The following is a 15,579-nucleotide window of genomic DNA, read 5'->3' on the forward strand; positions in this document are numbered from 1 at the left end:
GATTAAAATCAGCGTGTTTTTTTATTTTATAAATTTAAGCCTATTTCTTTAAATCAGACCAAACCCATTCAGTAAACTCAGGAATATCTACTCCTTCATTTCTTGTCACTTCGAAGTGTTTAACTAGCGTCCGTTCCATTCGGTCAATGAAAGCTTTCGCTAGACCTTGATTAACTTTTCGGTTGACATAAAGAACTTGCATGGCATCAATCGCTTGGTGGAAACGGTCAAGCTCAGAGTAAACCCGCATATCATAAGTCGTCGTAATGTCACCGTCTTCACGATAACCATGAACAATCAAACCATCATGTCCTCTTTGATAGAAAATGGATTCGATTAAATCTTCATATCCATGGAATCCAAAAATTACTGGAGTGCCTGAAGGGCCAAAGTATTTTTCAAATTCTTCATCTGAGAGTTCACGTTCTTGGTTGAGCGCTCCTTTTTTCTTTTGCAACCGACCCAATTCAACCACGTTCACATAACGGAATTTTGCCTGTGGGAAAACTTCGTTTACAAGATGTAAAGCTGCCAGTGTTTCAATTGTAGGCTCAGCTCCTGCTGAGGCAAAAACTAAATCTACTGCTTCTCCATCTTTAGCCGTTGAAGCCCAATCAATTGTTGAAATTCCGTCAGTCGCCAATTTTTCAGCTTCTTCTTTAGTAAACCATTGTTGACGAGGTTGTTTAGAGGCTACAATATGATTAATTTTACTTCTATCTTGAAAAGCACGGTCAAATACGGCTAGCAAAGTATTTCCATCAGCTGGCAAATATTGTCTGATAAAATCAGATTTCTTTTCTGCCAAATGAGTCAACATTCCAGGATCTTGGTGAGTATAACCGTTATGGTCTTGTTGGAAAACAGTTGAAGTCGAAATAACATTAAGCGAAGGATAATCATGGCGCCATTTTTGGTCTGCCGCTTGACGAATCCATTTGAAATGTTGAGTTAACATTGAATCGACGACGCGCAAGAATGATTCATAACTTGCAAACACTCCTGTACGTCCAGTTAAAGTATAACCTTCAAGCCAACCTTCAGCTTGGTGTTCTGATAATTGAGAATCAATAATCCGACCCTCAGGTGAGATAAATTCATCATTTGGATTTTTTATGACTTGCATCCATTGACGATTCGTCACCTTAAACATTTCCCAAAAACGATTAGACATGGTTTCATCAGGACCAAACAAACGGAAACGCGTAGGATTAAGTTTGACTATTTCAGCAAAATATTTTGACAAAACATTCATATCCATATTGTCATTTGTATCAGGGAGCAATTTTCCGCGATTATTTTCAGAAATTGGATTTGCAAATTCTTTCCAATCTGGCAAGACCAAATTAGAAGAGTCAACTCCGCCATTAGTTACAGGGTTTGAAGCCATTCTCATATCACCTTTTGGTGCAAAATCACGCAACTCTTCTTTCAAACTTCCATCAGCATTAAATAAAGTTTCCGGTTGATAAGAAGTCATCCATTTTACAAATTCTGGTAAAGTTCCCATATTTTTAGAAGATAATGGAAGTGGAACTTGGTGCGCACGGAAACTATGTTCAATCGGCATTCCTCTTCCGTCAAATTTTGGACCTGACCAATCATTATAACGTGGACCACCCCAACCTTTTGGTAAACGTGCGATAACAATTGGCCAAGCTGGAATTTCTCCGTTTTGATAACGATTATCTTCACGCGCATCTTTCTGAATTTGATGAATATCTTCAATCGCTTTATCAAAAACTTCAGCTGCTAATTTATGATAAGCCATGTAATCATGAATATCATCATTTTCAATATAACGAGGAGAGTAACCCAGTCCTTCAAAGAACTTACGAATATCAACATCTGAAGTTCGAGCGAACAAAGTAGGATTTGAAATTTTAAAACCATTTAAATCAAGAATTGGTAAAATTGCCCCGTCATTCTTAGGATTAATGAATTTAATAGAGTGCCAACTTGTCATCAACGGTCCAGTTTCAGCTTCTCCATCCCCAACAACAGCAAAAGCAATCTGTTCAGGTTGATCAAGAATAGCCCCTGTTGCATGTGATAGCACATAACCCAACTCACCTCCTTCATGAAGTGAACCAGGGGTTTGCGCCGTCATATGTGACCCTATTCCTCCAGGAAATGAAAAACGTTTAAACAGGCGTGACATCCCTTCCAAGTCTTGAGTAATCTCTGGATAAGCTTCTGTATATGAGCCATCAAGATAAGAAGGAACAACCATAGCTTGACCTCCATGTCCGGGGCCACCCATGTAAAACATCTTTTGATTATATTTATTGATTAGACGATTGGCATGAGCATAAAGGAAAGTTTGTCCTGATACCGTCCCCCAGTGCCCAATAGGATTTGCTTTAAGGTTTTCCGCTTTAATTGGAGTACCTGTCACAGAGAACAAAGGATTTTCTTTCAAGAAGATCATTCCTGCTCCAAGATAAGTTGCTGCTCGCCACCATTTATCAAGCTTTTTCAAGTAAGCTTCTGAATTATATTCTGTCATTTTTTCCTCCTGATTTTCCTTCATTATAGGTTAATTATGCTTGATATTCTAATAATTTGTTCATATATCCGCTAGGAAACATTGCTATTTATTTTTGTTTATTAAAACTAGGGAATACGAAAAGAGAGAGAATTCTCTCTCAAATTTTTCATCCAAGATTAATATAAGTTAGTCCAAACATTGCACACAAATCAGCAATTTGTTCCGAATCAATCACAAATGATAAAACAGTGTGGTGACCTCCGCCTGTTCTTAGCCATTGCTCTGCTCCAGATTTTAATCCTTGTTTAGGTGTCCATAGCTGTTTAGCAACAGGTAAGAATGGCGTTTCTTCTTCCGGCTTATTTCCAACAACCTCATAGGAAATCAACTTAAATTCATCGCCGTAATCTGCCATAGTAATATCTACACCTTCACCAACCATCCCATTAAACACTAAACGTGCTGGATCTTCTTTCCCACCTATATCTAAAGGATGAACTTCAATGCGAGGTTTATTCGATGCAATAGAAGGATCTACTTCGAGCATATGTGACCCAAGAATCGCTTCATGCCCTTGACGCAAATCTAAGGTATAATCTTCCATAAAAACTGTTTCTTTATTATGTGACATAATCTTGAACAAACGAACCAATGCTGCTGTTTTCCAGTCCCCTTCACCAGCAAAACCATAACCATCAGCTAAAAGTAGCTGTGCTGCAAGACCAGGAAGTTGTTCTAAACCTACAAGATCTTCGAAATTGGTAGTAAAAGCGCTATAGCCTTTATCGTCCATAAATTTCTTAATTCCAAGATATTCACGTAGTTGATATTTAACATTTTTTTCAAATTTTTCCGAGCTATTATCCCCTTGAATATAATCATATTTACTTTGCAGTTCTTTATAAAGTTGGTTAATCTCATTATTTGCTACTGCATTGACGTATTCTACTAAGTCACCCACTCCCCAATAGTCAACGGTCCAACCAAATTTAATTTGTGCTTCCACCTTATCACCATCAGTTACTGCAACATCACGCATTTTATCAGCAAATGTCACAACTTTTATTTTATAGGATTCATTGTAAGCTACTGCAACATCCATCCATTTAGCAATTTGTTGACGAATTGCATCATCTTCCCAATATCCAAAAATAATTTTATTATTCTTTTTCAATCGAGCATTAATAAAAGCATACTCACGATCACCGTGCGCAGATTGATTCACATTCATATAATCAAAATCAATCGTTTTATAGGGGATATGATTCAAGAATTGAGTAGCCAAATGAAGTAAGGGTTTTGTCAAAAGTTGCGTTCCACGAATCCAGTTTTTGGCGGGTGAGAATGTATGCATCCATGTCATTACTCCCGCAACTTCATCATGATAGTTCGCTTCTTTCATAATTTCAGTAATATTCTCAGAAGTGGTTGCAACAATTTTAAACTTAATCGGGTAAGGAAGGGTCCCAGAATTATTCATTTCATCAACAATTTTTCGGGCATTTTTTTCAACTGTATCGAGAGCTTCTGGACCATATAAAAATTGAGACCCTGTAATAAACCAAAATTCTTTTTGAGTATTTTCTAACATTTTCCTACCATCTTTCTTATTTTATTTATTTTTTTGGCCGTAGTATGCATTTTTACCATGCTTACGTAAGTAATGTTTATCTAAGATTCTTTGAGGTAAATCCGCCGCATAACTGTTAATTTGACGAGCAAAAATATTCATCTTACAAACATTTTCTAAAACTACTGCATTATATACAGCATCTTCAACATTTTTCCCCCATGTGAAAGGACCATGCCCATGAAGTAGAACAGCTGGTATATCTAAGATATTGATTCCTCTTTCTTCAAAAGTTTCAATAATGAGTTGACCAGTTTCATATTCATAGCCTTTATCAATTTCCTCTTGCGTCAAATAACGAGTACAAGGAACAGGACCATAAAAAGTATCTGCATGAGTTGTTCCCATAGCCGAAACATCTACACCCGATTCAGCCCAGGCTGTCGCCCAGTTAGAGTGCGTATGGACAATTCCACCTAATTCTGGATATTTTTTATATAGTACAGCATGAGTTGGAGTATCTGAGGAAGGATTTAATTCACCTTCAATCACTTTCCCCTCCAAATCAACCACCACCATATCAGAAGCTTTTAATCTCTCATAGCTTACCCCACTTGGCTTAATAACAAAATATCCCGTTTCTTTATCAAAAGCGCTCGCATTTCCCCAAGTAAACTCTACAAGCTCATGTTTAGGAAGTTCAAGATTAGCCTCTAATACTTTTTCTTTTAATTCTTCTAACATTTTCCTCTCTCTTCTTATTTCATTTTTTCAATAGCCTGGCGTTCTATATCAAGTCCCTCGTGATAACGTTTAATGAATAGGTTATAACTTTCTTCATCTTCCGGCTTGGGAATAATGGTAATACTTTTTGTGTCAACAAAAACTTTTTGTTGCAAAAATTCATTTAAATTACCGAACTCGCTTGAAAGAAAAGCTCCTAGAACAGCCATTCCCCAAGCTCCACCTTCTCCGGCCGTTTCCATAACTGTCACGGGTTTTTGAAGTGCAGCAGCTAAAATTTGCTGTCCCACTTTTGGCGTCTTGAAGATTCCACCATGCCCCACCAAGCCACTAATTTCTATTTTTTCATATTTCAGAAGATCCATACCAACTCGCATCGCTCCAAAAGCACTAGAAATATGCGTTCTCATAAAATTAGCTAAGTTGAAATTACTGTTAGGTAAGCGAACAAATAAAGGACGTCCCTCACTAACTTTCGTGATATTTTCACCAGAAAAATAGCCATAACTTAACAATCCACCTAAATCTTTATCTGCCTCTAAAGCTTTATTGAAAAGAATTGAAAATATTTTCTCACGACTGACTTCAATACCTAAACTCATCGTATATTCTTCAAATAACTTTATCCAAGCATTAATATCTGACGTAGAATTATTGGCATGAACCATACCTACAATCTCACCGTCAGGCGTAGTCACAATATCAATCTCAGGATAAACCCTGGAAAGAGGTTTTTCAAGAACAATCATTGCAAAAGCTGAGGTACCCACAGAAACGTTTCCCGTTTTTACTTCTATACTATCTGTTGCTACCATCCCTGTGCCTGCATCTCCCTCTGGTGGACAAAGTGGGATTCCTGCTTTTAGCCCCCCTGTAGGGTCAATCAAAAATGCTCCTTGTTCTGTTAGTGTCCCTGCTCTTTCCCCAGCTCTTAAAACTTTGGGAAGAATACTTTTTAAATCAACTGAAAACTGTTCTGCCTCAAGTTGTTTTTCAAACAGACTAATAAGTTTTTGATCAAATGTTTTTGTTTTACTATCAATTGGAAACATTCCAGAAGCGTCCCCAATTCCAAGAACTTTCTCACCTGTCAATTGCCAGTGGACATAACCTGCTAATGTAGTGAGGTAATCTACTTGCTTAATGTGTTTTTCCTGATTAAGAATCGCTTGATAATAATGCGCTATAGTCCATCTTTCAGGGATATTAAACTCAAAGAGTTTTGTTAAACTCTCTGCTGCTTCTAAAGTAGTTGAATTTCTCCATGTTCTGAAAGGGACTAACAGTTTATCTTTTGCATCAAAAGCCATGTAACCATGCATCATGGCACTGAAACCAATAGAAGCAACTTTTTCAAGAATCAGCCCATACTTTTCATAGACCTCCGCCGCTAGTTCTCTATAACTTCTACGCAACCCCTTCCATACTTCTTCTAATGAATAAGTCCAATAGCCATCAATCAACTTATTTTCCCATTCATAACTTCCAGAAGCGATGGTATGAAATTTTGAATCAATCAATACAGCTTTTATACGTGTTGAACCAAATTCAATCCCTATATTTGTACGGACATCAACTATATCCAACATTTCTTCTGCTTTTACAGATTCCATCTTTTCTCCTTTTCTATCAATTTAGCTTTCACATAGCGCTTACAGAACAAATAATAACACTTACATACGGACATGTCAAGGAAAAATATAGTTTTTTTATAAAAAAAGGCTTGACTTGTCCGGACATAAAGGTTATAATGAAAACGCTTATAACATAACGCTTACATTTGTATTTAATAACTCACATTATCTTATAAGGAGATTTTCAGTAACATGAAAACTAATAAAAAAATTTCTGCTTCTTTTATCTACTTTTTTGGGGCTTTTGGCGGAATATTATTTGGTTATGATATTGGTGTCATGACAGGAGCCCTTCCTTTTTTACAAACTAGTTGGGGATTAACTAACAATGCAACAATTATCGGATGGATTACTTCATCAGTGATGTTTGGGGCCATATTTGGAGGAGCGGCGGCTGGGCTCTTATCTGATCGATTAGGGCGTCGTAAAATGATCCTGATTTCCTCAGTCATTTTCATGGTAGGTTCCTTACTTTCTTCCATATCACCTCATAACGGTCAATATTATTTAATTATTGTGCGCATTATCTTAGGTCTTGCAGTAGGCGCTGCTTCTGCTCTTGTTCCGTCATATATGTCTGAAATGTCCCCTGCTAATATTAGAGGACGTCTCTCAGGAATTAATCAAGTAATGATTGTTTCTGGTATGCTTTTATCTTATATTGCTGATTATTTTTTAAAAAACTTAGCTACAGATATTGCATGGCGAGTAATGCTTGGGGCTGCCGCTATACCAGCTTTGATTCTCTTTTTTGGAGTTTTAGCTTTACCAGAATCTCCGCGTTTCCTTATTAAATCCGGAAAAATTCAAGAAGCTAAACAAGTCCTCAGTTTCATACGTCCACCCAAAGAAATTGAAAGCGAAATAAAATCAATTCAAGATACAGCTATGCAAGAGTCGTCTGCCCTATCTTCTACGAGTTGGGGTACCTTGTTCACAAGTCGTTACAGATATTTGGTTGTTGCTGGTTTAGGAGTAGCAGCTTTTCAACAATTTCAAGGAGCCAACGCTATCTTCTACTACATTCCACTAATCGTAGAGAAAGCGACTGGGCATTCTGCTAGTGAAGCCTTAATGTGGCCAATTATACAAGGAATCATACTCGTAATTGGCGCTCTTTTCTTCTTAGTTATTGCCGATCGATTTAATAGACGGACATTACTTCGATTGGGGGGCAGTATCATGGGACTCTCTTTTATCCTTCCGGCGATCATCAACTTCATCATTCCCAACTCTAGTCCAATGATGATTGTCTTCTTCTTATGTATCTATGTCGCGCTATACTCTTGCACCTGGGCCCCCTTAACATGGGTACTAGTAGGGGAAGTATTTCCGTTAGCAATTCGGGGCCGTGCTTCTGGATTAGCATCATCCTTTAATTGGATTGGTTCATTCCTTGTTGGACTTCTTTTCCCAATTATGACGGCCTCCATGAGCCAAGAAGCTGTTTTTGCTATCTTTGGTGTAATTTGTTTGCTAGGAGTACTCTTTATTCAATTCTTTGTCCCAGAAACACGTGGACGTACCCTAGAAGAAATTGAAAAACATCTTAAAAGCTAAATTCTATCATTAAGGAGTAAATGATGACCACTTACACTACCCCACTAATTATTCAAAGAGCTGACCCGTTTATTTATAAACATACGGACGGTTATTATTATTTTATCGCTTCCGTTCCATCCTATAATTTGATTGAACTTCGGCGTTCGAAGACAATTGAGGGGTTAGCCTTTGCTATGCCTAGAACAATATGGCGAAAACACCCTTCCGGAACAGGAGCTCAAAGTGAATTAATTTGGGCACCAGAAATCCATTTTATAAAGGGAAAATGGTACGTTTATTATGCCGCTTCGCATACCACTGAATTTGATGAGAATGGAATGTTCCAACACAGGATGTTTTGTCTTGAATGCGCAAGTAAAGATCCTATGGAAAATGAAGAGAATTGGATTGAAAAAGGTCAAATTTTAACACCCTTGGATTCCTTCGCTCTTGATGCAACTTCTCTACAAGTTAATGGAAAGCTTTATTATATTTGGGCTCAAAAAGATCCTGAAATTCGTGGAAATTCCAATATTTATATTTCAGAAATGACAAACCCCTGGACTTTAAAAACTGAACCTGTTTTACTCAGTAAGCCTGAGTATGACTGGGAAACAAAAATATTCTGGGTCAATGAAGGGCCAGCTGTTTTACACCGGAATGGGAAGTTCTTCCTAACTTATTCTGCAAGTGCCACTGATGAAAACTACTGTATGGGAATGCTAGTTGCTAATGAAAACTCTAATCTACTAGATCCAAACTCTTGGTCCAAATCAAGTCGACCAGTTTTTGAATCCGACATTGATAATGGACTATTCGGACCAGGACATAATTCATTTACTGTTTCAGAAGATGGACAGACCGACCTGATGGTTTACCATATTCGAAATTATACTGATATCCTAGGTGACCCCCTCTATGATCCAAATCGACATACCGTAGTCCAAGCTTTTACTTATGACAAAAAAGGTTATCCTAAATTTGATAAGCCCCAAAAATTTACTTTTCAATAATTAAAAGGAGAATTATTAATCATGCAAAATAATAAACAAAAAGGAATGTTCTGGTCATTTCCTGTCTCCCACTTTTCATACTTTTTTATATGGGCAATTGTTGCTGGTTATTTAACTTTATGGTTAGAGCAGGTTGCACACTTAAATAGTGGACAAGCTGGAATTGTCTTTTCTATGATGGCGGCCATGTCTCTCATCTTTCAACCTTTCTTTGGATTCTTTTCTGATAGGTTAGTGATGAAGAAGAAACTGGTGATTATTATCTTGCTTGCTGGTGCGCTCATTGGACCATTTTTTCAGTGGTTTTTTATTCCAGTTTTGAACGCAACTAATGGAATCACCGTTGCTATTTTTACCGGATTATATCTCTCCTTTGTTTTGAATGGTGGAGTCGGTGTGATTGAACAGTATATTCAGAGAGCCTCCATAACAAACAGATTTGAATACGGTCGTTCCCGTGTAGGTGGCTCTATTGCAGGTATGGTTGCATCTTTTGCGGGTGGGCGAATTTTCTTAATTAATCCTTATCTCATTTTTTGGATTTCTTCTGCTTCAGCCATTCTTTGTATTATCATGTTTGTTTTCTTTAATAAAATCAATTATGAAAATATAGATCAAGTCACAAACACTTCTGAAAAAATTGCATTATCAGATGTCAAGAAAATTTTCAAAATTCGTAATTTCTGGATTTTAGGCTTATTTTATATGGGCGCCTCAGCAATTTATGATGTATTTGATCAGCAATTTGTCATATTCTTTCAACAATTTTTCTCGTCTGTTTCCTCAGCTACAACTGTTTATTCTAATACGGTCACCATTCAGATGTTTATCGAAATTATCTTAATGTTGATTATGCCCAAAGTCGTCAATAAAATCGGACCTCGCAATGGCCTATTAATCTACGGTTTTGTGACAGCATTACGTATCATTGGCACAGCCCTTTCACCAAACTATGCTTTTGTGGTTGCTTTACGTTTATTGGCTGGCTTTGAAATGCCTTTGGTTCTAATTTCGATTATGAAATATATTGGTATAGCTTTTGATAACATGTACTATGCAACTATCTATGCTCTAACAGCTAATTTTATGAAACAAGTTTCTGTTTTTATCTTTTCAGCTCTAGCGGGAAATATGTATGATTCTCTTGGTTTTCAAACCACCTATCTTATCATGGGAAGTGTTGTCTTAGTCATCTCTTTTGTCGCCTTATTCTTTTTAGAAAAAACAAAATCTAATGACGATTTAAATGAATCCTCTTCAGAGATTTTAGCCAAATAGTTTAGCTAAAATAATAAAAGTCTCGAAAATGAACGAGACTTTTATTATTTTACTTTTTTGTCCGTACCTATGATATAATATAGTACATTATTAAACCTATAAGAATATTTACAGCTTTGGATACTATAAAACATAAATAAATAAGAAAGGAGGTCTTGCTATGAAACCCAAATATCAACTTATTGCTGACTCACTCCGTGATAAAATTATTTCGACTGAGTATCCTGTTGGAGGAGTGATTCCTACTGAATTACAATTGCAAGAAGAATATCATGCAAGTCGCTATACCGTTAGACAAGCTGTATCAGTATTAGTGGCCGAAGGATACCTTCGTAAAGAAAAGGGTTCTGGAACCTACGTCAATGAACTTGTTTCAGTTAGTGAAGCTTCTCCTAAGAAAACAATTGGTGTTATCACAACATATATTTCAGATTATATTTTTCCAACAATTATTCGAGGAATTGAAAAAGAACTAAAAGCTGAAGGCTATTCACTACTTCTTTCAAGTACTAATAATGATTATTTTCAAGAAAAAGAGTGCTTGGATCGAATGATTGAGTTTGGTGTAGATGGTTTAATTGTTGAACCAACTAAAAGTAATCAATATAACCCAAATTTAGCTACATATGTTACCTTACGTGAACACAATATTCCAATCGTTATGATTAATGCTACTTATGAAGAATTAAATACTCCTTCTATTCATGTTGATGATGTTGAGACTGGTTATTTAGCTACTAAGGAACTTATCGATAATAATCATCAACAGCTCTTATTAATTACTAAGATTGATGATCTACAAGGAAAATATCGTATGAAAGGATTCATAAAGGCTTGCGAAGAAAATGAAATTAAGCTTTCTTCGAACTCAATTATTACCTATACCACTGAAACAGAAGAAGCAATCTACGACAAAGTCATTGCTCATCTTGAAGTATTTTCCAATATTACTGGAATTCTTTGCTATAATGATAAAATTGCCAAAACTTTGATTGGAAAACTGTCAGCCGTTGGTTATAAGGTACCTGAAGACTTTTCAATTGTCGGAAATGATGATTCGACTTTAAGTCAAATGGGCGAAGTCAGTTTAACAACAACTGTTCATCCAAAAGAAGAGATGGGCGTGGATGCAGCAAAATGGATTGTAAACACTATTAAAAATGGAACTTTTGAGAAAGATATTATTTATCCGCCAAAATTAATTCGTAGAAACTCTGTAAAAAAACTAAACCCGGTAAAATAATGTTATCTATTATATATTATATGTAAAAAATCCTTGATTAATTTCAAGGATTTTTAAATCACTATTTTATCTCTTCATTTTCTAAATGGTGTACACGATGAAGTAATTCTGCTTCAATCTGTTCAAGGGTCTTTCCTCTAGTCTCGATAACTTTTTTGCTTGTAAACCAAATTGAAAGGAAACAACAAGCTGCATAAATCAGGAAAATTTTACCTGTTCCAAAGAATGATAATAATGGCAAGAATGTCAATGACACCACCCAGTTAGCAGCCCAGTTGACTGCTGCACCAAATGAATTTCCTAAACCACGGATTTTAAGTGGGAAAGATTCACCAATCATTACCCACATTACTGGTCCCCATGTTGCCGAGAAGAAGGCAATATATACTGTTAAAGCGATAACTGCTAAATATTTACCAAAGCCAATATGAGCATTTTCTGCTAAAATCATCCCTACTGACATTAATACGAGAGAAATCCCCATTCCCCAAGCACCAAAATTGAGCATCCACCGACGATTAACTTTATCCATTACTCTCATGGCAATATAAGTTACAATAACATTGAAAATACCAATCCCAATATGAGCTAAGAGCGCTGCGCTTGCCCCAAAGCCTACCGCAACAAAAATTGATGGTGCAAAGTATAATACTGTGTTACAGCCCATAACCTGTTGAAAAATTGCCAGACCAATTGCCATAATCAAAACTGGACGTGACATTTGACCAAATAATTCTTGCAACCCACCTTGTTTTTCTTCCTTAGCCATCAATTGAATATCAGAAATTTCTGCTTCAATCGAGTTCGGATCGTCATTTATCATTCCTAATATTTCACGGGCACCTGCTTCATTATCATGACGAACAAGAAATCTTGGAGATTCTGGCAAAAAGAGTCCACCGATGAAAAGGAGTGCTGCTGGAACAGTGGCTAAACCAAGCATCCAATGCCAATTTCCTGAAACTCCCTTTAAGGCATAGTTTGAGATATAGGCTAATAAAATCCCGGTCATAATCATCAATTGAAACATAGTTGAAACTCCACCGCGAATTTTAGCGGGTGAAAGTTCAGATAAATAGGTTGGGACCAAAGCTGAAGCTGACCCAACAGCCATCCCCAAGATAACACGAGAAATGATGAGCAACTCAGCGCTATTTGAAAGCCCTGAACCTAGAGCCCCAACAAAAAAGATGACCGCAGACAAAAGTAACAAACGTTTCCGACCAAAGCGGTCACTCATTGGTCCAATCACGACCGCGCCAATTACAGCTCCCATTAAAACTGCCGCTGTAATCCATCCTTCCATCCAAGCCCAAGAACTCACCTGCCAGCTCTCTTTTTCAATAAAAAGTAGCGCTCCTGATATAACGCCTGTGTCATAACCAAATAATAAGCCACCTAAAGCACCAAAAAAATAGATGAAAGTGGGAGAAAGTTTTCTCATGATAGTAACTCCTTAATTTTTATTTGCAAGTTTTCTTGCCTTTTTTACTACCCACAAATGATACCGCTTTCCACGCTTATTTTCTTGTAATCCTTGATATTTTAAAATGGAAATGTTGCTCATAATAAAGCTAAAAACTACTCTTATGTAAGAGTAGTTTTGATAAGTTTATTCATTTTTTTATTAAATGTGCCGGATTTCCAGCAATTATGCAGTGGCTAGGAAATGATTTGGTCACCACAGAACCAGCACCAACGACAACATCATCTCCTAAAGAAACTCCGGGCAAAAGAATCACTGACCCACCAAGCCAACAATCATTACCAATTGCTATTGGTCCATCATATTGCCAGCCTTCACGTCTTAAAATCATATCTTTGGCATGATGATTAGGTGTAAATAATTGACAATTTGGTCCGATAAAACAGTTTCCCCCTATCTTAACCTTACCCGCACTAATAATCTGAAGTCCACTATTAATAAAAGTATTTTCTCCGACTTTAAAACGATTGGGATATTCTAAAGCATTTATTGGAAAATATATTTCTGAGCTTTGAGGTAAATTTGGAAGAAAATCCTCCAAGAGTTTTCTTGCTTCATCAATATTTTCTTTTGCCTTATCATTAATTTCAGAAATTTTTTGACTATAATTTTTGACTATTTTTTGTAGTTCTACTTCTTTGCTATATTGGTACCAATCACCATTACTTATTTTCTCAAAAATGGACAACTTTGCTAAACGTAATTTTTCTGCTTCATCTAACACTCTCATCGATTTTTTCCTTTACTAAAAATCCCTTACTACAAATATGTAGGTAAGGGATTGTAGACTAATCAAACCTTGATTCACTTGCTTTCCAAGTATAAGAACCATCTGGTAAGACTTTATCTCCCAATTCTTTATAGTCAAAGTTATAAAATTCTGCAACTTTATCATATCCAGAATAATCAACGGCAGCAAGCCCGACAAATGCTCCAGTGAAGAAGCCGCCATAAGTTTGTAAAACATAGTCATCAGAAAGGACAGCCGCATCTAGGACTACAGGAATTTCTATGAATTTTTTGCCGTCAAAACTATATTCATATGAATATGATTCTTTACGTACTTTAGTGCGGAACCAAACATATTCAGTCCCGTCAGGAATCTTAATGGCATTATCTTTTAAATAAGAAGTATAGTTCCCTCGGTTATTTTCAGCCACTTCAATGACAGCTCCATTGATTTCATTCCATGTGATAAAAGCGAAGGACCAATGACGGTCATTGTAATAGTTGGTTAATCCAGCCATTTGTTGGTAAGAAAATGGGTCAAATTTTACTTTGACTTCTGCGTCAAAATAGAAAGCTTGCCAACGTCTAGCAATCAAAGATAAATCAAAATTATTTGCCAAAGAACCCTGACCAATCAATGTTAACTTGCCATTTCCAACTGAACCCATGTTCTCAGTAAATGGGACACGCAATGTGTTCCAGTTAATATCCAAAGTAGAACTTGCAAAATCATCTTTTTGACTGTTGTCAGCAGGTGCATTAGTTTGAATTGCATCTTTTGGTCCTTCGACAAATGTCGTACCGCCATGTCCTCCAACAATACGTGGCCAACCTTCTTCGTCCCATTCCACTTTTTGGATAGAAGTTTCACGACCTAAAGAACTCCAACCACGAGGGTCTGTGCTTGATTCATTTTTATGATTCCATGGTCGAGCGCATAAGGAAGCATAATACCACTCACCTTCGGGTGTAGATACAAGGCCTCCGTGTCCTTGTTTTTGAATATAATTATCAGGAGTATCGAAGTTTGTAATAAATGGGTCGCCGGGTTCTGTTTCAAAAGATAAAGTATCCAATGTTTTAGAGCGAGCCACGACTTCTTGGTGCGTAAAGACTGTTCCACCTTGAGCCGCAAAAAGATAATAGTAATCATTAATTTGGTAGAGGTGTGGACCTTCAACCAATTTGACATTTGTACCATTGTAAATCGTTTTAGCTGTTTTAGGTTGTAACTTCATTGTTGTCACATCAAACTCAGTCAATGTGATTCCGTCAAATGGATGCTTGTATTCACGATGATCCCATGTTTGTTGAACTAAGTATTTCCGTCCGTCTTTATCATGGAAAAGTGAAGCGTCAAAGCCAAGACCATTGAGCTTGATTGGGTCTGTCCATGGTCCTTTGATGTCTGTGGCAGTTGTTAAATAGTTGGTCATATCTTTGAAAGCACCTTCTGTTACTTTCACATCGGTATAAACCAACCAAAATTTACCATCAGCATAAGACAAATCGGGTGCCCAAATCCCTCCTGATGAAGGATTGCCTTTCATGTCAAGTAGCGTTCGTGTAGACAATGGACTTGGTAAGAGATTCCAATGTTTTAAGTCTTTGGATGCATGCAAACGTACACCCGGGAACCACTCAAAAGTTGAGTTCGCGATGTAATAAGTGTCCCCCACACGAATAATGCTTGGGTCAGCATTGAAACCAGGAAGGATTGGATTTTGAATTGTTGACATTTGTCAAATCTCCTTTGTTTTAATTCTGTCAGTCCTATCAGATGATCGGGACTTTGTGAAGCTGACGAAATTCTCGCCAGCTTTCAAAATCTCTATCTTGAGTTAACTTT

General features: G+C 36.9%; 11 protein-coding genes. 4 read left to right on the forward strand and 7 right to left on the reverse strand.

The window, feature by feature from the left end; all coding sequences use genetic code 11:
* Positions 1-40 precede the first annotated feature (40 nt).
* The 4 genes from QJV49_RS02415 to QJV49_RS02430 form a co-directional block, all read right to left on the reverse strand.
* Entirely contained in the window at positions 41-2,509 is a 2,469-nt protein-coding gene (locus tag QJV49_RS02415) for a phosphoketolase (RefSeq protein ID WP_225512727.1), read from the reverse strand.
* A gap of 148 nt (positions 2,510-2,657) precedes the next feature.
* A complete protein-coding gene (araA, locus tag QJV49_RS02420) occupies positions 2,658-4,082 on the reverse strand; it encodes an L-arabinose isomerase (RefSeq protein WP_225512728.1) in 1,425 nt (474 codons plus the stop codon).
* Between the two features lie 21 nt (positions 4,083-4,103).
* Positions 4,104-4,805, reverse strand: coding sequence for an L-ribulose-5-phosphate 4-epimerase (locus QJV49_RS02425; RefSeq protein WP_225512729.1), 702 nt, complete (start codon positions 4,803-4,805; stop codon positions 4,104-4,106).
* A 14-nt stretch (positions 4,806-4,819) separates the two neighbouring features.
* A complete protein-coding gene (locus QJV49_RS02430; RefSeq protein ID WP_225512730.1) occupies positions 4,820-6,418 on the reverse strand; it encodes a xylulokinase in 1,599 nt (532 codons plus the stop codon).
* 213 nt (positions 6,419-6,631) lie between these two features.
* On the opposite strand from QJV49_RS02430, the gene QJV49_RS02435 reads away from it, so the two are divergent.
* The 4 genes from QJV49_RS02435 (at position 6,632) to QJV49_RS02450 (ending at position 11,515) form a co-directional block, all read left to right on the forward strand.
* Positions 6,632-7,999 carry a sugar porter family MFS transporter gene (locus tag QJV49_RS02435; protein ID WP_225512731.1) on the forward strand — a complete coding sequence of 456 codons (1,368 nt, stop codon included), beginning with the start codon at positions 6,632-6,634 and terminating at the stop codon, positions 7,997-7,999.
* A gap of 23 nt (positions 8,000-8,022) precedes the next feature.
* The gene (locus QJV49_RS02440; protein WP_225512732.1) at positions 8,023-8,994 is read left to right on the forward strand and encodes a glycoside hydrolase family 43 protein; all 972 of its coding nucleotides are present in this window, start codon (positions 8,023-8,025) and stop codon (positions 8,992-8,994) included.
* A 21-nt stretch (positions 8,995-9,015) separates the two neighbouring features.
* On the forward strand, positions 9,016-10,272 hold the full coding sequence (locus QJV49_RS02445; RefSeq protein ID WP_225512733.1) for an oligosaccharide MFS transporter: 1,257 nt from the start codon (positions 9,016-9,018) through the stop codon (positions 10,270-10,272).
* A 160-nt stretch (positions 10,273-10,432) separates the two neighbouring features.
* Positions 10,433-11,515: a GntR family transcriptional regulator gene (locus QJV49_RS02450; RefSeq protein ID WP_225512734.1), complete on the forward strand. Its 1,083-nt coding sequence runs from the start codon at positions 10,433-10,435 to the stop codon at positions 11,513-11,515.
* Positions 11,516-11,576: 61 nt separating this feature from the next.
* Here the strand turns inward: QJV49_RS02450 and QJV49_RS02455 are convergent, their stop codons facing one another.
* The 3 genes from QJV49_RS02455 to QJV49_RS02465 all read right to left on the reverse strand — a co-directional run bounded on the left by QJV49_RS02455 (position 11,577) and on the right by QJV49_RS02465 (position 15,469).
* Positions 11,577-12,959, reverse strand: coding sequence for a sugar porter family MFS transporter (locus tag QJV49_RS02455; protein WP_225512735.1), 1,383 nt, complete (start codon positions 12,957-12,959; stop codon positions 11,577-11,579).
* A 172-nt stretch (positions 12,960-13,131) separates the two neighbouring features.
* The gene (locus tag QJV49_RS02460) at positions 13,132-13,731 is read right to left on the reverse strand and encodes a sugar O-acetyltransferase (protein WP_225512736.1); all 600 of its coding nucleotides are present in this window, start codon (positions 13,729-13,731) and stop codon (positions 13,132-13,134) included.
* Between the two features lie 58 nt (positions 13,732-13,789).
* Complete coding sequence (locus QJV49_RS02465; protein WP_225512737.1) at positions 13,790-15,469, reverse strand: glycoside hydrolase family 43 protein; 1,680 nt, start codon at positions 15,467-15,469, stop codon at positions 13,790-13,792.
* Between the last annotated feature and the right edge of the window lie 110 nt (positions 15,470-15,579).

The organism is Lactococcus sp. NH2-7C (assembly GCF_029953655.1).
GTDB lineage: Bacteria > Bacillota > Bacilli > Lactobacillales > Streptococcaceae > Lactococcus > Lactococcus lactis.